Origin of the sequence: Clostridium sp. cel8 (assembly GCF_014050525.1) — a bacterium.
Taxonomy (GTDB): domain Bacteria; phylum Bacillota; class Clostridia; order Clostridiales; family Clostridiaceae; genus Clostridium_B.
In genome coordinates, this window is record NZ_JACGAG010000005.1 from 114,673 (window position 1) to 136,562 (window position 21,890).

A 21,890-nucleotide genomic window follows, 5' to 3' on the forward strand; every position below is an offset into this window, starting at 1 on the left:
TTATGAAAGTTACAACTTTTTATCCTGGAGGTTTTGGAGAGATAATACAGGGAACAGTTGAAAATAAAGATATATTACTATCTTTTCCAGTAAATATTTATACTAAAGTAAGTTTAATTAAATGTGGTGAAGGTTCAAAAAAACACCTGTCACAAGATTATTTAAGAAAGTCCTATAAGTTTATGATGAATATATTAAAACTTTGGGGATATGAAATGGAATTTAAAGATATTTTAATAAAAATTGAATCAAAAATACCTAAGGGAAAAGGTATGGCAAGCAGTACTGCTGATTTATGTGCAGTTTATAATTGCTTAATTGAAATGTTTAATAGAAAATATGATGAAAATGAACTTACAGAGCAATGTATAGCTATAGAGCCAACAGACAGTATAATCTTTGAAAAAATGACTATATTTGATTATAAAACAGGTAAGTATAAAGAGTCTATAGGAGATTATTTTAAATTTAATATATTAGCTTTTGAAGGAGAAAAAGTTATAGATACTATAGATTTTAATAATAGTAATTTAAACTCTTTGGCAAGGATAGATGATCTTATAGATCCTTTGAGAAATGCTATTAAAAGTAAGGACTTAAGTGAGATGTCAAAGATATCAACGGAAAGTATATTTAGAAATCAGAGAAGACTTCACAATGAATTTTTAGAAATAGTTATGAGAATATGTGAAAAATTTGGAGGCCTTGGAATAATAGGAGCTCATAGTGGAAATGTACTAGGTATCGTATTTGATGATAGTGAAAAGATTGATTTTTTGAGTAAGAGCATACATATTAATAAATTGAAAGTATATAATATGTGTGCATTAGATAAATTAAAAAAATACACATGTAAAGGTGGAGATACTTTTGAGTAAAGGATATATTCAAGTTTATACTGGAAATGGGAAGGGAAAGACTACAGCGGCTTTAGGGCTTAGCCTAAGAGCTATTTGTGCAGGAAAGAAAGTATATTTTGGACAATTTGCAAAGGGAATGGACTATAGCGAGTTGAAAGTACCAGAGATGTTACCTAATTTCACTATGGAGCAGTTTGGTAGAGATGCATTTATAAAAGGGAAACCTACAGATGAGGATAGGGAAAAAGCACATAAGGGGCTGAATAAAATTGAAAATATATTGACTTCAAATGAATATGACATAGTTGTTCTTGACGAACTCAATATAGCAACATACTACAAATTAATTTCAGTTGATGAAATATTGGAAATTTTACATAAGAGAAATCCGGAAATAGAAGTAATAATAACAGGAAGGTATGCAGATCCTAAAATAATAGAGATAGCTGACTTAGTAACTGAAATGAAGCTAGTAAAGCATTATTATAATAATGGAGTAAAAGCTAGAGTTGGTATTGAAAATTAATATTTAAAATTTCTAAAATTATTTTATATTTATTTTTTGTAAGATTTAATTTAATAATTTAAAGTTATGATTTATTTAAAATAAATATGTCATTATTTTAAATTGTGTTTTGATTGTATATTCATAGAAGTGGCATTAAATAAGGGTTTTAGTGCCACTTCTTTTAATTGTAAAAAATGAATAATGAATTTTTATAATTTAAGAATTAAATTTACTTAATGTACATAATTATTAGAATATTTAAAAATATGCTATGAGAGCATTCATGAGGTTAACAAAGCTAGCAAGATTATAATAGATGCTAACTTATAACTTTAACTAAAATGGTTAAAGACAGCTGTTAATTGGTAATTATGTCAATTGACCTGTCATGGTATATATTATAGAATTTATTTGCAAATAAGGGATTTGAAACAATCCTTGTAATAAGTAAAATCTTGTAATAAGTAAAATACAGATGGTTTTTAGGAGGTTTAATATGAAAAGTAAATGTGTAGACAATATTAAAAATAACTTAATAAAATTAATTATGGTTATAGCAGGTAGTATCATTTATGGAATTGGAGTCAATATATTTATTATACCTCATAGATTTTTAAGTGGTGGAGTAGCAGGAGTAGCAATTATATCTCAATACCTCACTAGTATACCATCTGGATATTTTATAATAGCTATAAATATACCGATTTTTATAATGGGTTTTAAATTTGTAGATAAGAGCTTTGGAATATATAGTTTTATTGGAATGATGGCTATGTCTTCTTCGTTAATATTAACTAGAGGTCTTTCAAATATGTACTATATTCAAGACCCTCTTATATCAGCACTTTGTAGTGGAATTCTAACAGGAATTGGTGCTGGGATTATATTTAAGTGTAGAGCATCACAGGGAGGAACGGATATAATAGCAGTACTTTTAAAGAAAAAGTATGGTGTTTCAATAGGGAGAATAAACTTTGCAATAAATGCTGTAATAGTATCTATTGGTATGATTATTGGAAGTTTAGAAATTGCAATGTACACTTTAATATCAATGTATATGTACTCTGTAGTAGTTGATAAAGCAATTGAAGGATTTGATAAGGAAAAGATATTGTTTATTGTAACAGGTGACAGTGATGCAGTTGAAGATATTATAGCTCACAAGCTTGGAAGAGGCGTTACTTATCTCTATGGAGAGGGAGCTTATACTGGACAACAGAAGAAAGTAATATATTCTATAATGAATTCAAGACAAGCTGCAGAAGCTAAAGAGTTTATATCAGATATAGATTCCCATGCTGTAATGTCAATAATGGATGCAAGTGAAGTTAGAGGAAAGGGATTTAAACCAGCAGTTTTTTAAAGTTTAGATAAAAAAGATGAGCCACTAGAGCTTATCTTTTTTTATCTAAAGAGTTCACTTAGTTATAAAGACATTTTTAAATATAATAACTAGAAGAAGTAGAGCTACAGAAGTTAATGAAATTGTTCCGCCTGGAGCACTATTTACATAATATGATAGAAGCAATCCCATCATAATGTCTATAAATCCAAATATTATGGAAAAGATCAAAGTTGTTTTAAATCCTTTTTTGAGTTGAAGGGCAGCAGCAGATGGCATTGCTATCATAGAGGAAATTACAAGTATACCAAGTATTCTAATAGATACAGATATAGTAGCACCTACAAGTAATGCAAATATGTAATTTATAAACTTTACATTTATGCCAGAAACTTTTGCACCAACTTCATCAAAAGTTATATATAGAAGTTTATTATAAAGTAATCCTAAAGTTATTATTGAAATTACACTTAATACAAATACAGTATAAATCTCAGTTTTTGAGATTGTAAGTATACTTCCAAAGAGATAGGAATTTACATTGGCATTTGCCATTCCTGTGCTTATAAGTACTATTGCAACTCCAGCAGAAAAGGTTAGCACTATTACAAGTATTAATTCGGCATACTTCTTATAATAATTTCTTAAAAATTCTATTATTAAACCTGCAATAGTAGTAAATATAAAAGCTGTTACTATAGGGTTGTAGCCAAATACAATTCCAAGAGCTACACCTGCAAAAGATGAATGGGATAAGGAGTCACCCATCATAGAATATCTTCTTAAAACAAGGAACATACCGACTGTTGGGCATAGTATAGATATAAATATGCCGGCAATTATAGCATTTTGCATAAATCCGTATTCAAGCATTTTTATCCTCCAATATCAATTGTTTATATTTATCAATGTCATATATTTTGCAGTTTCCATTTTTTAAAGTACATATATGGGTTGAGTTTTCAATAGCAGCATGTAGATTGTGTTCTACAGTAACTACTGTTATAGAATGAACTCTATTTAGATGTTTTATTAGGCCATATATTTCTTTTTGACTTTGAATATCTATTCCAGTGGAAGGTTCGTCTAGTATTAGTAATTTAGGAGAACCCATGAGAGCTCTTGCAATAAATATTTTCTGCATCTGACCTCCAGATAAATTTCCTATTAAACTTTTCTTATATTTAGCCATTCCAACAGAATCCAGGCATTCATTTATAATATTTGAATCTTTTATCTTTAAAACTTTCATATGACTTTTAAGTATTTCATATACTGTAATGGGAAATTGAGAGTTAAAGCTTTCAAGTCTTTGAGGAACGTATCCTATTTTGTTTGTATTTAATTCTATTTTTCCTTTTACAGGTGTTAAAAGCTTTAATATAAGTTTTATTAATGTAGTTTTTGCACTCCCATTCTCTCCTAGTATAGAGGTATAACTTCCGTCTTCTATGTTTAAATTCAAATTATTTATAAGATATGGTTTTGACCCATTATATGAAAAAGTTAAGTCTGTTATTTTGATCATATGAAATTTCCTCCATACATAATATTTTCTTGCATTCTTTATGAAGCACAGTAATATTATATATCTATATGCAAATCATTTGCAACAATAAATAAAAATTATATAAAATCAAAAAAAGTATTGACGAGCAGAGAAAGCCGATATATAATAATATATGTCATGTTTGACATGAGGTCCCTTGGTCAAGTGGTTAAGACGTCACCCTCTCACGGTGAAATCAGGAGTTCGATCCTCCTAGGGACTACCAAGTTAGTAATACGAGTGTTTTGAATTATTTCAATGCACTCGTATTTTTTAGTTTTCCACATTTTTCCCACACAAGTTTTAGATGGCTATAGAAAAATATATATTTATATAATACTATTTAATTTTTCAACGGCATCAATTTTTTGTTTTGACATTACATGAGTATAAATATCAGCTGTAGTTTTTATATTGCTGTGTCCTAATAAAGTTTGAACCGTTTTTAAAGGAGTTCCTGCTTCAAATAATTTTGTGACATAAGTGTGCCTTAAAGCATGAAATTTTTTTATTCATCATAAGATAGTAACTGCTATATTATCAATTATAATAATATTCGGAATAGCATCTGCATAAATAAAGCGTTTAGTTAAAATTTTTCCAGTTGTTTTAAAATTCTTCAAGTATTAAATTATAATCAGCTGAATCTATTGATTTTACAGGAGTTGAAGTGGATTTACATTTAAAAGAGATTGGAAAAGTTTAAATTTAGGCAGTAAAAAAAGTGACTTATCTAATAATTTTAAGGAAATTTTAATATTACACATGTAACATAATAAACATCCTAAGGAAATACCTTAGAAAAAATAAAAAAATAATAGTCCCCCTATTATTAATGTAAAAAATAAGTATCTGTTATTTAGGATACTTATTTTTTTGATTTTGCTTTAGAGAAAAGGTAGATATTAAATAAAACACCTAAAATACTAATAGATCCAGATATAATAAAAATCAAATCATGTGTCTTTTCCCATGCAATAATAGAAATTATTCCTATACATATTATTATAATTAATGAGATAAAAATAATTATATTAATAAGCTTGCTATTAAAATCTTTATTACTCATAAGAGTATCCTTTCATTTACTTAGGAGAAAATATACTTTAATTATCGAAACAAATATCTAAAGCTATAGTTGCAGCTATAAATAATTAATCTTGTCTAAGAATCCTAAATAACTGCTATCCATAACTTTTAAAATTGGTTCTTCATCAAAAAAGTCACTTATCTGCATTATATAATCCTAATTTTAAGGAAATTTTAATATTACACATGTAATATAATAAACATCCTAAGGAAATACCTTAGAAAAAATAAAAAAATAATAGTTCCCCCTATTATTAATGTAAAAAATAAGTATCTGTTATTTAGGATACTTATTTTTTTATGAAATACATAACAAGCGTAGATATTCCATTTTAATTACAATATGTAATAATATATTGTAATTAAACGATATAAGTGTATCTATATACTTTAATTAGAATTACATAATAAAGCATTTAACAAGATATATCCTTTTTTAAAAATACTTTTTACTGGATTATTATTTATAATTATGTTTGTTTATATATATATAGTTTTCAAAGTAATTAATCCAGGATTTTCATTTATAATTAAAGTCTAATATAATTATAGTATACTAAAGCTAAAAAGTTATTTAGAAGGGAATGTTTACTATGGTCAAAATAGTTTGTACTGTTTGTGGTATGCAAATAAATGAAAAAAATTATAATTTTAATAAAGAAGCATTTATAAATTCAAATAGTAAAGAAAAAATCATGTACTGTCCATTTTGTGGAGCTCCAATTGAATACTTAATAGAAGATGGACAAGAGATAAAATATAATAGAAATAAATTAGATGAGAATAGCTCTAAAATAATAGATCATGCAGTGAAATTGGAAATTTTCAATGGAGATTTTTATAAGAAAGCTTGGAACATGGCAAAAGATGAAAATGTAAAAAGTATGTTTAAGGCCTTATCAAACATAGAATATATGCATGCTAGAATTCATAAAAAAATAGCTGGTATTAAAGAGATGCCAGTACTTAAAGAGTTGGATTATTCAAAATATAACACGGATAAAGCGTTACTTGATTTAGCTTGCAAAAGAGAAAAACATGCTGTAAATTTTTATAAAAAATATGGAAAAGAAATTAATGAAGAAAATGTTGCAAATATATTTAATATACTTTCTCAAGTTGAAAAAGAACATGTAGAACTTACAGAGAAATAATACAGTCTAGCACCTGTTATTTAGGTGCTTATTTTTGTATAAAGTATATTAACTTAGCTAAATATAAAAATATTTTTATGTTATGTAAAGTTAACTTGACATAACACGTTTATAATAATATTATATATGTAAAGTAAACTTTCCATAAAGAAAGGAGTTATAACTTTTGAAAAATAGATTAGAGGAAATACGAAATCAGAGAGGTATTAAGCAAGAAGAACTTGCTTCTGCGTTAAAAGTTTCAAGGCAAACTATAAGCTCTCTTGAAAATGGAAGATATAATCCATCAATAATATTAGCATTTAAAATAGCTAGATATTTTAATATGTCAATTGAAGAAATTTTTATTTATGAGGAGGAATAAATAAAATGAAACAAAAAAGATTCTTATTTTTACTTTTATCAATATCAGGAATAATATTATTGCTTTTAGCAAATTTTGTATTCACATCAGATAAATTAAAGGTATTTAATGGTTTGAGTAATGGTTTTGGATCTGCAATGCTAGTACTAGGAATTGGAAATTTAATTAACTCTTTTATAGTACCAAAATTAGAAAATGAAAAATTGAAACAATTAAAATCAATTGAGGTAAAGGATGAACGTAATATAAGAATCAAAGAAAAATCAAGCTATATGACAATGAAAGTAATGAACTATATAATTTTTGTTTTAACATTTGTATTAATATTTATGAAGGTAGATAAAATATTTTTATTTATTTGGATTTTGTTGCTATTAACAGAGTTTATATTGATTATATTATTTTCAAATTATTATTCAAAAAAGATGTAAAAAGAAAAATGTTCTTCTTATGTTTAAATATGTTACAGAATTTTAAATGAAATATATATAGTTTTTAAGGAAATTTTAATGATAGGTAGATAACATAATAGATGTAGTAAGTTATTCACTAAAATATAGTCAAAATGTAATATTAAATGATATGTAAATTACTGTATCAGTACATAAGGAGGATGTATTAAAATGAAAAAACACAAATTTTTAGGGAAAATAATAACATGTGTAATTGCAATGAGTCTATCTATGATGGTATTGGCTGGATGTGGAAATAGTAGTACAAGTACTGATGAAACCACTAGTGAAACGACAACTGAGTCTAGTAGTACTACTGAAAATAGTAGTGATTCAAATACTACTGATGCAAGTACTACTGATGAAAATACTAGTGAAGTATCTGAAAGTGAAAGGAAGGAAAAAATAGAAGAAGGTATTCAAGAGTTGGTAGATGATGGAACTATAACAGAAGAACAAGGCAAAAAGATTATTATAGCATATTCATCAGGTAATAAACCTAATCCTAAGAATAATCCTGAAAACGGCGAAGATAGTCAGTCAGGAGATGCACAGCCCAAAGATGGTGAAGGAAAAAATGGTGGAGCAAAAGGTGGTGCAAATAAAAATCCTTTAAGTAAATTAGTAGAAGATGGAACTATAACACAAGATCAAGCAGATGCAGTTATGGAAAAATTAGCACCAGATAATGCAAATGAATAAATATAAAAGAAGCTCTGGAAAAGTACAGAGCTTCTTTTACATCTAGGAGGAGTTTACTTTGAAATATAGAATATTATATTTAGAGGTGAATTACATGAAAATGGGTATAAGAAAGCCAAGTATTAAGAAAAGTATAAAGGCCAGGACAACAGGAAGAGCTAAAAGGGCAATTAAGAGAAGTGTAAATCCATTGTACGGTAAGAAAGGTATGGGATGGATCAACAATCCAAAGAAGGCTGCTTATAATAAAGTTTACAGAAAGACAAGTATCGGAATATTTGATTTAATAAAAAAATTACTTAAATAAGAGCTTAAAAAGGCTCTTTTTTTATAAAAAATAGTGTAATATAATACATAAATATAAAGATAAAAGGGGGCAGATAAATGAATAGTGATATTGTAATACGCATGGCAACTACAGAAGATGCAAAAGAAATTTTAGATATATATTCACCATATATAACGGATACTGCAATAACTTTTGAATATGATGTTCCATCTGTTAAAGAATTTCAAGAGAGAATTAAGAATACCTTAAAGAAGTATCCATACATAGTGGCAATAGAAAATAATAGTATTATTGGGTATTCATATGTATCACCATTTAATAAAAGAGCAGCATACGATTGGGCTGTGGAAGTTACAATATATCTAAGACAAGATTCAAAAGGCAGAGGAGTAGGTAAGAAGTTGTATTTAGCTTTGGAGAAAATATTGAAAAAACAAAATATTCTTAACCTAAATGCCTGTATTGCACATACAAGTAAAGAAGATATTCATCTTAGTAATGCAAGTGAACACTTTCATAAGCATCTAGGATATAAGAAAGTAGGTCATTTTACAAAGTGCGGATATAAGTTTGGTACTTGGTACGATATGATTTGGATGGAGAAAATTATTGGTGAGCACTCTATTAATCCAAAGCCAATAATTCCAATTACAGATTTGTACAAACTATAAAAATATTATATTCAAAAGAATAAGTATTAATTAAAAAATTGAATAATACCAAGTATTATTAAAAGTATGCCTGAAGATAATGGAGCATACTTACCAAAAAAATTGCCAAACATATGATTTCCTATGGATTGACCAAATATAATTGTGAGTACACTTAATATAAATGTAAATATAACTGTAAACTCAATACTAATACCAGCTATACTTGCAGCTACTCCAGTTCCTAAATTGTTAAAGGTCAATCCAAATGCTACAAAAAGAGATTCTTTTATACTTATATCGCCAGATCTATCTAAGTCTGACTCCTCTGCATATTTTATTACGTCATTGAGATTTTTTAAAGCAAGTTTTTTTGATTTCGTATTATTTATAAGTTTTAATATGCTTTGAATTACAAAATACAAACCTAAAATAATGATAACTGCAGAACCTAAAATATTAGCTATATATTCAGATAAAAAAGCTGATATATATGATCCAAGTGACATAGCTAAAAAAGTGCCTGTAGATGTAATAATTGCTATTATAAGATTTGCAAGTAGTTTCATATTTATTTTCTTTATTCCATAGGCTATTCCCACAACTAAATTGTCTAGATTAGAAGATAGGCTAAATAGTAATGCAGATAAAAATGTTGACATATAAATTCTCTCTTTCTATTATTCACAGTATAATATATGGATTGTAAATTTATATGGTGATTGAGAATTTGTGAAAATATTTATTGTAATAGTTTTTATTTTCACAAATTTGATGTTATGGTGTATTATTTAGTTAAGATATCCATTTAGAAAGGAAGTGGAGATATGAAAAATAAACGTTTTGAAACTGTATTTACTGAAGGAGTTATGGAAGGCTATAGAATAATAGTTGATAGAGAAACTGGAGTAAACTATTTATATGTAACTAATGGAAGTTCTGGGGGATTAACTGTATTGTTGGATTCAGATGGAAAACCTGTTATAACAAAAAAGACAATTTGAATAGAATAAATGTGTAAACTCCATAATTTAAATATGTTAATTTTTATTATGGAGTTTACACATATTATATCTTTAATTTAAAATTCAAGTAAGTTAGTTTTAATTAACCTTTTTCGTATTTTAGGTCCTATAAAAGTGGCAATTAAGATTTTTATAATATCTCCAGGTATAAATGGAAGTACACCTACAGCAAGTGCTGCACTTAGTGATATATGGGTTTGATAGGATAGCCAAATTGTGCCTAAAACATAACATATAGCTGTACCAAGTATCATTCCTATAAAGCATAAATACCATTTATCAGAGAAAGTATCAATGAAAAATCCTGAAATTAGTGCCATGAGAATAAATCCTATGAGATATCCTCCAGTTGGTCCGAATAATTTAGGTGCTCCACCTGTAAAATTAGAAAACACTGGAAGACCAGCAAAACCTATTAACATGTATATTATGTAACTTATAGTGCCTTTTTTTGCGCCAAGTATATAAAGAGAAAAATAGATTGCTAAATTTGTTAATGTAATTGGTACTACACCAATAGGAATTGATAATGGTCCCAAAATGCACATAACCGCAGACATTATTCCGATAATTGACATTTCATAAGTAGTAGATTTTCTTTTCATAATTTCATCTCCAATTCAATTAAATATTATTTCTTAAATATCAAAACCTAAATTAGTTAGCATTTTTTTATCTTGTGTAGTATTATTGCCTACAGTAGTTAACATATCACCTGTGATTGTAGCATTGCAGCCAGACATAAAAAGGCTTGTACCACCATCTTCAAAATAATTTCTGCCAGCTGCCATGCGTATATATGCAGTAGGATTTATATAGCGGAATATAGCAATTGTTCTTAAAATATCATCTTTAGATAGTGGTTTTAAATTTTCATATGGAGTTCCTTTAATAGGTTTAAGTGCATTTATAGGAATAGAGTCTACTTGCAATTCTGATAGGCTTAGAGCCATGTCAATACGATCTTCCCAAGTTTCACCTATACCGATGATACCACCAGAGCAAACTTTAAGACCTGCTTTTTTTATCAATTTAATATTGTTTATCTTATCTTCATATGTGTGAGTAGTGCAGATATTTGGGAAATTGCGCTTTGAAGTTTCTATATTTGAATGACACATTGAAACTCCAGCTTCTTTTAATTTAATAAATTGATCTTCAGTTAAAAGACCAAAAGATGCACAAAGATTTATATCATATTCTTTATGTATTTTTTTATAAGATTCAATAGCCTTATCGAAATCTTTTCCAGTTACAGATCTTCCAGCAGTTACAATACAAAAACGAGGAATTTTGTTTACTTGAATTTTTTTTAAATGTTCTAAAATTATATCAGGATCTAAAAAGCCATATTTTTTTATTCCAGTGTGATAATGAGTAGATTGAGCACAGAATTTACAGTTTTCACTGCAGCCACCACTTCTTCCATTTATAATAGTACAGAGGTCAACTTTATTACCGCAAAGTTCTTTTCTGATCATGTTAGCACCTTTAAATAATTCTTTTGAGTCTTTGCTTAAAAAAAAGCTAAGATCTTCACCTCTTTTTAGACGTCTTCCATTAATAATTTCTTTTGCTAAATTAATCATTTTTAAAAACCTCCAGAAAAATATATTAAAATTATAAAAAATATCTATTGCTATAAATAAATTATTAAGAATAATTATTGGGTTATTTTGAAGTATATATGAAAAGAAAGATATTGTCAACCATATATATAAAAATAGTTAACAATATTTTAAATAAAGTATTACTTGAAAATAGAATAAAATGATGTACAGAGTTATAAGCAGATGTACGATAAATAACATAAGAATAAAATTATTTCAATAAAGTTTTAATTAACATTATAATAATACTAGAATATACTACATTGCTGATATAAAAATTTACTAAAATGATAAAAATATAGACATATGTCATATTTTATGATATAACTATAGTAAAATGATTTATTAAAATGTACCGTTACATTTATAAGGAGCCGATCAAAATGAGCAAATCTTATGAGTTTACATCTAATAAAAATAATATTTATACTTTATTAAAAGATATGGCACATAACTTTAATTGTGATATAGCGTCAATTTTAAATTTTAATATACATGAAAGCTTTGTCATGTTAGATAAAATTTTAACTTTAAAAGATAACTATTCAAAAACTGTATCTAAACTATCAAAAATAACTATAAATAATTTTTATAAAAAACAGTTAAAGCTGTTATATGAAAATGGAAAGATAGTTTTATTGAAAAAGGATGAAAATAAATACTCTTCTATGTTCTTAGATGATGTACAAGAGGAATTGTTCATACCTATAGAAAGTAAAAATAGTTCAATGACATTTATATATTTATGTTCATTAAATAATAAGAGTATAAATATTGATTTTGTTGGCAAAGATTCATTTATATATATTATACATTCTATTATGGATATATATAAAATAAGATATGTTGATAAGAAAAATGATACTATGTTTGAATTTATTAACATGATGACAAGAATGTTTAAGCAAAAAGGAGATTTAGTAGTACTTCATCCATATAATGTAGCTGATATTTCAAAGAAAATAGCTATACAATTAAAATTAAATTATGATTCAATAAATAAAGTATATTTTGCAGCTATTTTACATGATATAGGTAAGTTGTATATAAATAAAGATGTATTTGATAAACAAAATAAACAACATAAACTAACGGAAAATGAATATGAGATATTTAAACAACATAGTATGTACGGGTATAATTTATTAAAAAATATATATCCTGATGTAGCTATATTCATTAAGCATCATCATGAAAGAGTCGATGGTACAGGCTATCCAGATAATTTAAAAGATAATCAAATTCCATTGGAAAGTAAAATAATTTCTGTTGCCAATGAAATAGATAGAATGTATTCGTTTAGGAAAAATAGTAATTCTAAAGATTCAGAAGAGTTAATTGTAGAACTTATACATTCAATTGATAAGAAATTTGATAGTAGAGTTGTAGATGAAGCTATAAAAATAATATTAAATTCTAAACATGGTAATATATATAAATTAAATAATGAATTTGAATGGAGTACCCTTATAATAAAAACACATGAAGGATTATATTCAATAAATGGGATATTGAGAAATATAAATTACAATTATATATTTAAATCTGATGATCTTAACTTTTTGAATAACATAAATGTGGATGATATAAAATTTGTGAATTTATATATATATAAAAATATGATTGATATACATAAATACAACATTTATTTTGACTTTTACAAAGAAAATACCCTACTCATAAGAGAAATCAATGAGTTCGTATTTGATGATTCATTTAATTTAGAATGGATATTACAAGCAGAATTAGCATTTAATAGTTTAAGTATAGGGAAAATTACAATATGTAAAATTGGACATAAATCTTTGATATTCTATGTTCCTATTAATATAAATAGTTCATTTAATAAAAATGTTTTTAATGTAAATATAAATTTTAAAAATAAGGATAAATTAACTGTTTCAGGTGTAATAATTAAATTATTTAAATTAGGAGTAAATTATTATTATGAATTAGAATATGTAAATATACCTGAAATTATAAGGAAAAAATTATTTTAGAAATTTAAAAAAATAAGTTAAGAGTATCTTTAGATATTAATAAAATTAGTATTGTAAATTACGAATAATTAATATTAATTGTAAAAAAAGCTCTTTGACAGATATTTCTCCATAAGGTATTATATATGTAAATGCAATTAAGTTGCATTTACATATCAATGGGGAGGAAGTAAAATGTTAAAAAAAAATAAGTTATTTTCTGTAATTATAATATTTAGTTGTATTATGTTTATGTTTTCAGGATGCAATAATAAAAAAACAGCTACAGATAATAAAAGTAAATCTAAATTAGATGTAGTTGTATCATTTAATGTTATGAGGGAATTTGCTTCAGCTATTGGAAAAGATAAGATAAATATTACAACAATTATACCTAATGGTACAGAACCACATGACTTTGAACCAACAGTAAAGGATCTTAAGATACTTAGTAATGCAGATATATTTATATACAATGGACTTGGAATGGAATCTTGGAAAGATAAAGTATTGGATTCTGTAGATAATAAAAATTTGATTGTAGTAAATACATCGGATGGGACTAATGCAATTAAAAATACTGATTCAGGTGAAATAAAGGAACATGGACAATATGATCCTCATGTGTGGTTAGGATTAAAAGAAGCAAAAGTTCAAATAAAAAATATAAAAGATGCCTTAATAAAAGCAGATCCTTCTAATAAGACGTTTTATGAAAAAAATTACACTGATTTTTCAAAACAGATTGATGATCTTTATAATGAGTATAGTGAAAAATTTAATTCAGTAAAAAATAAGAATTTTGTAACAGGACATGCAGCTTTTGCATATTTATGCAGGGATTATGGATTAAAACAAAATAGTGTAGAAGATGTTTTTGCAGAAGGAGAACCATCTCCTAAGAAATTAGAAAGCTTAGTAGAATATTGTAAAGAAAATAAAATTAAAACAATATTTGTAGAAAGTATGATTAGCCCAAAGGTGTCTAACACTCTTGCAAAAGAGGTAGGAGCTAAAGTGCAAAAAATATATACTATGGAAAGTAAGGAAGACAATAAAAATTATATTGAGAGTATGAGATATAACCTCCAGGCTATTTATGATAGTTTAAAATAATTTTAAAGTAAGTAGGATAAAATGACTACAGGTATAAAAAGAATAGTAATGTGCAAAATTAATTATATAATGAGAAAATAGAGGAAGATGGTTAAAATGTATGAAAATATTGAAAGATACTTGCGTATGATAATGGGAATTGTATCTGTAGTTATGCCTATTATTTTTGTATATTTTCTACTGCACATTGGAAAAAATGATAGAAATTCATAGAATCATTTAAAATATAAAAAAACTAGAACAAATTAAGTGTTCTAGTTTTTTTAAGTAAAAATTTAAAATTAGTTCTATTAGTTATTATTAATATCTACTTTAAGAGATTCCTCTACATATACTGTATCTAGATCTACTTCATCATTTTTTACCTTAAATTCAGCTAATCTATGTATTGTAGTATCACCATACATAGGAACATTTTCTTCACTTTCTAGAATATATTTTATATTTTTAGTAGTTGGATTTATAAATTTATGAATTGACCAAATTCTGCAGTAATTTTTAGTGTTTTTAGTTTGTACTATGTTTGCATCCTTAGTTTTGCTATCATAAGTAAAATTATGTTCATTATCCCATATCTTAATTTCCATAGTTATTCTCCTCTCTAAATTTCATATTAATATATATATTATGGCATAATAAATTATATGTAAAGTCATATATAGATATAATTTAATACATTTTCTCATTTTATTTATTTTTTAATAATAATTTCATATAATAGTATTAAGGGGGGGGATGGACTTGAAAAAAACCTATGTTTTGGATACAAATGTTATTTTATATTCGCCTGGAGCAATATTGTCTTTTGGTGACTCTGATGTAGTTATACCTGAAGTGGTATTTGAAGAGCTAGATAAATTTAAAAAACATAAAGATGATCTAGGCGTAAATGCAAGGCATGCAGCAAGACTTATAGATGATTTCAGAAAAATTGGAAAGCTAAGTAAAGGAGTAGAACTTCCAGGTGGAGGTAAACTAAGAGTAGAGATGAATCACTATGATACCAAAATACCACCATCTTGGGATAAAAATAAGCCAGACAATAGGATAATTCAAGTATGCATGGGACTCAAAGAGCAAGGAGAGAATGTTTGCCTAATAACAAAGGATATATTTGAAAGAATTAAAGCTGATACTGTTGAAATAAATGTGGAGGATTTCTACGAAAAAATAGTACCTGAAGATGAAAGTCAGTATACTGGAAGAACTGACCTATATATATCTGAAAGTGATATGTCTAAGTTTTATAAGAATGGATTTATAGATATGAAAGATGTGAAATTTTATTCAGAATCAAAAAATGGCTATGAAATACCTACTTTGTATACAAATGAATTTATTATATTACATTGTATGGATAATTTAAAACAAACTGCACTTGCTAGATTTGATGGGGAAAAGATTGTAGAGCTTAATTTTAAAGAAAATAGCATAATAGGAATAACTCCTAAAAATGTAGGGCAAAAGTTTATGCTTGAAGCTCTTCTTACAGATGCTAATTCAGCTCCACTTGTAATAATTAAGGGACCTGCAGGTACGGCAAAAACTTTATTTTCACTTGCTGCAGGACTTCATAGCATATTAGAAGATAATAAGAGTAACTATAGAAGAATATTAGTTTGTAGGCCAAATATAACTATGGATGATGACATTGGATTTTTGCCAGGAACAGAACAGGAAAAAATATCTCCATTTATGAGACCTATACTTGACAATTTGGAAATACTAGTTGATTCTGATGAAAAGGAAAGATATAAAAATGAAAAGGAACTGGCAGATAAAATAAAAGAATTGTTTGATAGGCGTATAATAGTTACTGAAGCTGTAGGATATTTAAGAGGTCGTTCTATAGTAAAAAATTGGCTCATAATAGACGAAGCTCAAAATCTTACACCAAAGCAGGTAAAAGCTATTATAACTCGTGTAGGCATTGGAACAAAACTTGTACTTGAAGGAGATCCTGAGCAAATAGATCAGCCATTTTTAGATTCTAGATCAAATGGACTTAGCTATGCATCTGAAAAGATGAAAGGAAGTAAGCTTTGTTATCAAATTACTTTAAAACACAATGAATGTGAGAGATCCCCACTTGCATATGAGGCTTCAAAGCAATTATAGGCACTATTTTATATAAATTTGTGATTAAACTTTTGAAATTGTAGAAAAAAAGCTCCCGATTAATTTATCAGGAGCTCTTATATTTTTAAAATTTAATGATTTAGGGCAATATATTAATAATACTTTTTTTAAAAACTTATTATTTATTGAATTTTTATTTAATTTATTAATATCTCTATTTAAAAAATGAGATATTTATTGTACAATATTGAAAGATATAATTGTAGAAAGGAAAAATAATAATGAAAAAAAAGGGACCAAAAGGTAAAAGTAAGAAACACATATTGAGAAATATATTAATGTTTTTTGCCTTTGAATTCGTATTTACTGCAATTACAGCTCCTTTTATTGTATTTCGAGGACCATTTGAAAATGTTAAAAGAACAGTAGTTGGTGCAGCAATGACAACTTTAAAACATCAATATATTGCAAAGGCATTTTTATCTGATTCTGAAATAAAAGAAATACTTGGTAAAAGTGAAATAGATAGTACAAGACAACAAAATGTGAATAGTCTATCTAGTTTTGCTAATAATCATGATGACAGCATAGAAAGAGAAGATATAAGTGACGGGACTAAGTTTAAAGGATATATGCTTATAGTTCATGATCCTACAAGAGTTAAGGTAGGATACAGTAAAAAGTTAGGGGTAGCAGGGGAACTAACAAGTAATATAGCAAAGGATAATAATGCTGTAGCGGCAATAAATGGTGGTGGATTTACAGATAGTTCATCTAAGGATAGTGAATGGACAGGCACAGGAGGCGAGCCGGTAGGATTACTTATGAGTAATGGAAAAATTCTACACAATGATGAAAAGGATAATAATAAAAAGCAACAAGTAATGGCAATAACAAAAGAAGGACAATTGCTTGTAGGCTATCATTCTTTAAATGAATTAAAAGAGCTTGACGTTACAGAAGCTATATCTTTTGGACCTGCATTAGTTATAAATGGAGAAGGAACAATAAAATCTGGTGATGGAAATTGGGGTATAGCTCCTAGAACAGCTATAGGACAAAGAAAAGATGGAGCAATATTAATGCTTGTTATAGATGGTAGACAGACAACAAGTGTAGGAGCTTCACTTAGAGATGTGCAAAATATAATGATAAAATACGGTGCTGTAAACGCCACAAATTTAGATGGAGGATCATCATCTACCATGTATTATAAAGGGAAAGTAATCAACAATCCATGTGATCCTTTAGGAGAAAGATCGGTACCATCTGCTATTTATGTTGCCCAATAGTCAAAAGATAGCCAAAAGGAGAGTGTTACATGAAAATTTTTAAAACAATTATAGTTTGGGCACTTATATCTCTTGTAGTACAGTTTTTGGGAATGTATTATGTTAATAATTATTTTTTATCTTCTAGTACTAATATAAAAACAGAGAAAGTAGTTGAGGAAGTTCCAGAAGAGGAAGATGTTGATATTAATATACCAGATGATGCTGAAAATATAAAGTTGTCTTTTGATGGTATGTATGTTGCATATTATTATGATGGTTTCCTTAAAGTAGTAGATACAAAAACTGGAGATATAGAGAAAATAAGTTTTGATAATGGAGCTAAGCTTTCTTTTTACAAATGGCTTCCTGATAGAGATAGAATGCTTATAGCTGAGAAAGAAATATCTAACAATAGAGCTAATTTTAAATTAAAATACTTTGATGTTGATAAAAATATAAAAGAGGACATCAAAGAACTTTCAGATTTTAGTGAAGGGACTGAAATTAAAGATATTGAAGAGTCACCTCTTACAAATGTTGCATATATAAAAATGCAGGATAAAGGAAATAGAACAACTATTTATAGACTTAATATAATGAGTGAAATTCAAAGAATAAGCACAAATTCCTATATGGTAGGTGATATTGGTATACTATCTTTAAAAGATAAACTCATATATGAAGATAAAGTATATAATAAGATTTATATATCAGGAGAAGATAGACCACTTTACATAGATGGAGTTGAAAATCTTGCCTGGATAGGCGTTGATAGTGAAGATAATATATATGTTGGAGATTTGGAAAATGAGAAAATAAGGAGTATATATTATGGAAGTATAGATAAAGATACATCTAGTTATGAAAAGGTAGATATTGGTGAATATGTTGACAAAAGTGATATATACATATCTAACTCTGGACGAATATATGTAAATGATAATTTAAAGGGTATAGTTAGAGATGTTTTAAATGGAAAGGAATATATATATCAGGGGAAATTTATTCAAATCAACGAAGGAGAAATAGCATCTGTAAGTGATGGAAAATTATTAAAAACTCTGATAAACTAGTATATGTATTGTCTAAGGCATACAGTGAAATAAAATATTTAAAATGAAAGAAGTGATTACTTGAATACAGTGATATTAAGCAAAGTGCTTGTTATACCAGGAATACTTATAGGACTTACGATTCACGAGTATGCCCATGCCTTTGTTGCAGATAGATTAGGTGATAAGACACCAAAGTTTCAAGGAAGGCTTACATTAAATCCACTTGTACACATAGATATAGTTGGATTTATAATGATACTCTTAGTTGGCTTTGGATGGGCAAAGCCAGTGGAAACAAATCCTAGTGCATATAGGAATGGATACAAAGATGACTTAAAGGTGTCAATTGCAGGACCTATGGCAAATTTAATAGTGGCGTTTATATTTACATTTATTACTGTATTTTTTTATAAGTTTACAATTGGAAATAATTTAATTTTATATACAATTGTCAATATAATTATAAAAATGCTTTTACAAGTGGTAAGTATAAATTGTATGCTTTTTGTATTTAATTTAATACCAATACCGGGATTAGATGGATTTCATATACTTAGAGATTTATTTCCATCAACATATTATAATATATCAGATAAGCTTTATAGATACCAACTTATAATACTTATAGTATTTGTAGCAACGCCAGTTGCATATTATATAGTTGGAATACCATCAGGACTTATATACAGCAAGTTTATAAAAATAGCTACTTCACTAATAGGTTAGTGAAATAGCTATTTTTAAAGCTCGTTTACATAAAACTTTAATTTAGAGGAGAATCGATATGAGGCTTAGAAAAAAATGGTGGGCTAGACCTGAAATGGAAGCTAGTAATTTAGTTAAAATAAATGCTGGAGAATATAAAGGAAAGTGGAAGGAAGAATTTAAAAATGAAAATCCAATATATCTTGAACTTGGATGTGGAAGAGGAAGATTTTTGTGCTCTCAGGCTAAAAATAATAAAGACAAGAATTATATAGGAATTGATTTAAAAGATGAGGTTCTTGTTTACACACTTAGAAAAATCAAGGAGATGGAGTTGGAAAATGTAAGAATAATACCTATGAATATAGCAGGTATTGAAGACATATTTGAAGAGAATGAAATAAGTAAAATATACATAAACTTTTGTAATCCATGGCCTAAAAAGAGGCATAATAAAAGAAGACTTACTCACACTAGATTTTTAGCAATGTATAAGAAATTTTTAAAGCCTAAAAGTGAAATATGGTTTAAAACTGATGATGTTGAACTCTTTGAAGATTCACAAGAATATTTTAAAGAAAGTAATTTCAGTATAGAATATTTGACATATGATTTACATAATAGTGATTTTACTGAAAATGTAGTTACAGAATATGAAGAAAAATTCACAGCACTTGGCATGAAAACCATGTTTTTAATAGCAAAGATGATATAATATAATTTATTTTTTAATTTATAGTTAAAAATGACAAAGAATGAAGATGAATAGGTGTTTACATTCTTTGTCATAATTATTTTTACTACATATTATTATTTATCATATCATATAACAAGTTTTTCAACATATAAATCTTTTTCTTTTTTTAAATCTAAGAATCCATCTTCATCTAAAAGCAGAGGTTGTGTTAAATTATTGATGTTTATTTGGATCACTTTGCATGATTTTTTATTATTTAGTAAAACATTTTCGCCAATAAAATAATTTATTACATGATTTAAAAATGTATTACAATATTCACAATCTAGCTTTCCAAGGCTTTGTTCTTGAATAACTTTTAAAGCTTCAAAAGGACCACTTATATTTTGGGAGTATTTATTTGAATTTACTTCATCAAATAAATCTGCAATAGCTATTATTTTTGCAAATTTATGAATTTTATCTCCAGTAATTCCAAGAGGGTATCCAGAACCATCCATTTTTTCATGATGCATCAACACTCCATAGAATATAGACTTGTTGATATAAGGAATTTTTTTGACAAAGTTATACCCTATAACAGGATGAGTTTTAAAAATTTTAAATTCTTCTTCACTAAGGTTTTGTTCATCTTGAACTATAGAAGCAGGTATTTTCGTTTTTCCAAAATCATGAAGTATAGCAGAATATGTAAGTAAATTTAAGTCTGTATTACTCAGATTTAACCACTTTCCAAGTATAAAACTCATTGCTGCTACGTTTATACTGTGCCTATAGATATTGTCATTACCACTTCCATAAAAAACTATATTTTTAATAACAGCACCTGTAGAGTCAAATTCTAGTTGTATTTTTTCGGAAAAAGTTCTTATTTCTTTAATTTCAGGAACTTTAAGGTTTGATATTTTGTTGAATATTTCTTTCAAATTTGAAGAAAATTTATCAAATGTAGCTTGTACAGTGCTTATTGTTTTATTTTTTAATATGAATGGTTCCTTAGAGTCATCTTCTAGATATATTTCTACTTTATCTATAATATAATTTTCCTTTAAATTTTTGATAATTGACTCTGTAACTGGTATGTCTTTAGTTAAAAGTTCTTTATTTTCAATAATCACGTCATTTGCTAATATCATCCCTGGTTTTAATTCATTTATTGGCACCAGTTTTGTACTTAATTGCATATTGCTCACCTCGTATTATTAATTAAATTAGCAATATATAACATCTATACATATTATCGTTTGATTTTTGAATTACTAAATAGATTTTTAACAAAAATAACTTAAAAATCCACTGATTTTTATTTGTATTTTATTTATATAAAAATTTATATTAAAAAGCAGAGAAATGTATAAATTCTCTGCAATATTTTGCTAATATATCAATTA

Annotated in this window: 25 protein-coding genes and 1 tRNA gene; 18 read left to right on the plus strand and 8 right to left on the minus strand. The window is 26.8% G+C overall.

Translation table 11 applies throughout. The features are described 5' to 3' along the window. Positions 1-2 precede the first annotated feature (2 nt). From H2684_RS06655 to H2684_RS06665, 3 genes are all read left to right on the plus strand, one after another. On the plus strand, positions 3-878 hold the full coding sequence (locus H2684_RS06655) for a kinase (protein ID WP_182088614.1): 876 nt from the start codon (positions 3-5) through the stop codon (positions 876-878). Further along, on the plus strand, positions 865-1,386 hold the full coding sequence (locus H2684_RS06660; protein ID WP_182088661.1) for a cob(I)yrinic acid a,c-diamide adenosyltransferase: 522 nt from the start codon (positions 865-867) through the stop codon (positions 1,384-1,386). The genes H2684_RS06655 and H2684_RS06660 overlap by 14 nt, the downstream gene beginning before the upstream one ends. A gap of 478 nt (positions 1,387-1,864) precedes the next feature. Then, positions 1,865-2,731: a YitT family protein gene (locus H2684_RS06665; RefSeq protein ID WP_182088615.1), complete on the plus strand. Its 867-nt coding sequence runs from the start codon at positions 1,865-1,867 to the stop codon at positions 2,729-2,731. Between the two features lie 54 nt (positions 2,732-2,785). Here H2684_RS06665 and H2684_RS06670 read toward each other — a convergent pair whose 3' ends face one another. Both H2684_RS06670 and H2684_RS06675 read right to left on the minus strand, forming a co-directional pair. Then, on the minus strand, positions 2,786-3,583 hold the full coding sequence (locus H2684_RS06670; protein WP_182088616.1) for a metal ABC transporter permease: 798 nt from the start codon (positions 3,581-3,583) through the stop codon (positions 2,786-2,788). After that, positions 3,576-4,238, minus strand: a complete 663-nt coding sequence (locus tag H2684_RS06675) for a metal ABC transporter ATP-binding protein (RefSeq protein WP_182088617.1) — start codon at positions 4,236-4,238, stop codon at positions 3,576-3,578. Before H2684_RS06675 ends, H2684_RS06670 begins: the two co-directional genes overlap by 8 nt. 172 nt (positions 4,239-4,410) lie before the next feature. On the opposite strand from H2684_RS06675, the gene H2684_RS06680 reads away from it, so the two are divergent. After that, positions 4,411-4,485 (plus strand) — tRNA-Glu (locus tag H2684_RS06680). 103 nt (positions 4,486-4,588) lie between these two features. Here H2684_RS06680 and H2684_RS06685 read toward each other — a convergent pair. After that, positions 4,589-4,771 carry a tyrosine-type recombinase/integrase gene (locus tag H2684_RS06685; RefSeq protein ID WP_347707532.1) on the minus strand — a complete coding sequence of 61 codons (183 nt, stop codon included), beginning with the start codon at positions 4,769-4,771 and terminating at the stop codon, positions 4,589-4,591. A 1,170-nt stretch (positions 4,772-5,941) separates the two neighbouring features. Here H2684_RS06685 and H2684_RS06690 point away from each other — a divergent pair. From H2684_RS06690 to H2684_RS06715, 6 genes are all read left to right on the plus strand, one after another. After that, entirely contained in the window at positions 5,942-6,502 is a 561-nt protein-coding gene (locus tag H2684_RS06690) for a ferritin family protein (protein ID WP_182088618.1), read from the plus strand. A 166-nt stretch (positions 6,503-6,668) separates the two neighbouring features. Continuing rightward, positions 6,669-6,866 (plus strand): helix-turn-helix transcriptional regulator, encoded by a 198-nt coding sequence (locus H2684_RS06695; protein ID WP_182088619.1) that lies wholly within the window; start codon positions 6,669-6,671, stop codon positions 6,864-6,866. Positions 6,867-6,871: 5 nt separating this feature from the next. Next, positions 6,872-7,297 carry a DUF2178 domain-containing protein gene (locus tag H2684_RS06700; protein WP_182088620.1) on the plus strand — a complete coding sequence of 142 codons (426 nt, stop codon included), beginning with the start codon at positions 6,872-6,874 and terminating at the stop codon, positions 7,295-7,297. Between the two features lie 192 nt (positions 7,298-7,489). Beyond that, entirely contained in the window at positions 7,490-8,020 is a 531-nt protein-coding gene (locus H2684_RS06705; RefSeq protein WP_182088621.1) for a hypothetical protein, read from the plus strand. A 58-nt stretch (positions 8,021-8,078) separates the two neighbouring features. Continuing rightward, positions 8,079-8,327 (plus strand): hypothetical protein, encoded by a 249-nt coding sequence (locus H2684_RS06710; protein WP_347707529.1) that lies wholly within the window; start codon positions 8,079-8,081, stop codon positions 8,325-8,327. A 77-nt stretch (positions 8,328-8,404) separates the two neighbouring features. After that, on the plus strand, positions 8,405-8,980 hold the full coding sequence (locus tag H2684_RS06715) for a GNAT family N-acetyltransferase (protein ID WP_182088622.1): 576 nt from the start codon (positions 8,405-8,407) through the stop codon (positions 8,978-8,980). 26 nt (positions 8,981-9,006) lie between these two features. On the opposite strand, the gene H2684_RS06720 is transcribed toward H2684_RS06715, so the two are convergent. Further along, complete coding sequence (locus tag H2684_RS06720; protein WP_182088623.1) at positions 9,007-9,621, minus strand: manganese efflux pump; 615 nt, start codon at positions 9,619-9,621, stop codon at positions 9,007-9,009. 165 nt (positions 9,622-9,786) lie between these two features. Here H2684_RS06720 and H2684_RS06725 point away from each other — a divergent pair, with 165 nt between their 5' ends. After that, entirely contained in the window at positions 9,787-9,963 is a 177-nt protein-coding gene (locus H2684_RS06725; protein ID WP_182088624.1) for a DUF6440 family protein, read from the plus strand. A 77-nt stretch (positions 9,964-10,040) separates the two neighbouring features. Here H2684_RS06725 and H2684_RS06730 read toward each other — a convergent pair whose 3' ends face one another. Then, the gene (locus tag H2684_RS06730) at positions 10,041-10,589 is read right to left on the minus strand and encodes a biotin transporter BioY (protein WP_182088625.1); all 549 of its coding nucleotides are present in this window, start codon (positions 10,587-10,589) and stop codon (positions 10,041-10,043) included. 33 nt (positions 10,590-10,622) lie between these two features. Continuing rightward, positions 10,623-11,573 carry a biotin synthase BioB gene (bioB, locus tag H2684_RS06735; protein WP_182088626.1) on the minus strand — a complete coding sequence of 317 codons (951 nt, stop codon included), beginning with the start codon at positions 11,571-11,573 and terminating at the stop codon, positions 10,623-10,625. A gap of 404 nt (positions 11,574-11,977) precedes the next feature. Here bioB and H2684_RS06740 point away from each other — a divergent pair, with 404 nt between their 5' ends. Together H2684_RS06740 and H2684_RS06745 are read left to right on the plus strand one after the other, a co-directional pair. Continuing rightward, positions 11,978-13,594 carry an HD domain-containing phosphohydrolase gene (locus H2684_RS06740; protein WP_182088627.1) on the plus strand — a complete coding sequence of 539 codons (1,617 nt, stop codon included), beginning with the start codon at positions 11,978-11,980 and terminating at the stop codon, positions 13,592-13,594. A 174-nt stretch (positions 13,595-13,768) separates the two neighbouring features. Beyond that, complete coding sequence (locus tag H2684_RS06745; protein ID WP_182088628.1) at positions 13,769-14,689, plus strand: metal ABC transporter substrate-binding protein; 921 nt, start codon at positions 13,769-13,771, stop codon at positions 14,687-14,689. Between the two features lie 290 nt (positions 14,690-14,979). Here H2684_RS06745 and H2684_RS06750 read toward each other — a convergent pair whose 3' ends face one another. Further along, entirely contained in the window at positions 14,980-15,276 is a 297-nt protein-coding gene (locus H2684_RS06750) for a hypothetical protein (protein WP_182088629.1), read from the minus strand. A gap of 154 nt (positions 15,277-15,430) precedes the next feature. On the opposite strand from H2684_RS06750, the gene H2684_RS06755 reads away from it, so the two are divergent. From H2684_RS06755 to trmB, 5 genes are all read left to right on the plus strand, one after another. Then, positions 15,431-16,807 carry a PhoH family protein gene (locus H2684_RS06755; RefSeq protein WP_182088630.1) on the plus strand — a complete coding sequence of 459 codons (1,377 nt, stop codon included), beginning with the start codon at positions 15,431-15,433 and terminating at the stop codon, positions 16,805-16,807. Between the two features lie 242 nt (positions 16,808-17,049). Beyond that, positions 17,050-18,060 carry a phosphodiester glycosidase family protein gene (locus H2684_RS06760; RefSeq protein ID WP_182088631.1) on the plus strand — a complete coding sequence of 337 codons (1,011 nt, stop codon included), beginning with the start codon at positions 17,050-17,052 and terminating at the stop codon, positions 18,058-18,060. A 29-nt stretch (positions 18,061-18,089) separates the two neighbouring features. Continuing rightward, a complete protein-coding gene (locus tag H2684_RS06765; RefSeq protein ID WP_182088632.1) occupies positions 18,090-19,115 on the plus strand; it encodes a hypothetical protein in 1,026 nt (341 codons plus the stop codon). A gap of 60 nt (positions 19,116-19,175) precedes the next feature. After that, positions 19,176-19,823 carry a site-2 protease family protein gene (locus H2684_RS06770; protein WP_182088633.1) on the plus strand — a complete coding sequence of 216 codons (648 nt, stop codon included), beginning with the start codon at positions 19,176-19,178 and terminating at the stop codon, positions 19,821-19,823. A gap of 58 nt (positions 19,824-19,881) precedes the next feature. Next, a complete protein-coding gene (trmB, locus tag H2684_RS06775; protein ID WP_182088634.1) occupies positions 19,882-20,517 on the plus strand; it encodes a tRNA (guanosine(46)-N7)-methyltransferase TrmB in 636 nt (211 codons plus the stop codon). Between the two features lie 107 nt (positions 20,518-20,624). Here the strand turns inward: trmB and H2684_RS06780 are convergent, their stop codons facing one another. Beyond that, a complete protein-coding gene (locus H2684_RS06780) occupies positions 20,625-21,683 on the minus strand; it encodes an HD-GYP domain-containing protein (RefSeq protein ID WP_182088635.1) in 1,059 nt (352 codons plus the stop codon). Positions 21,684-21,890: the final 207 nt, after the last annotated feature.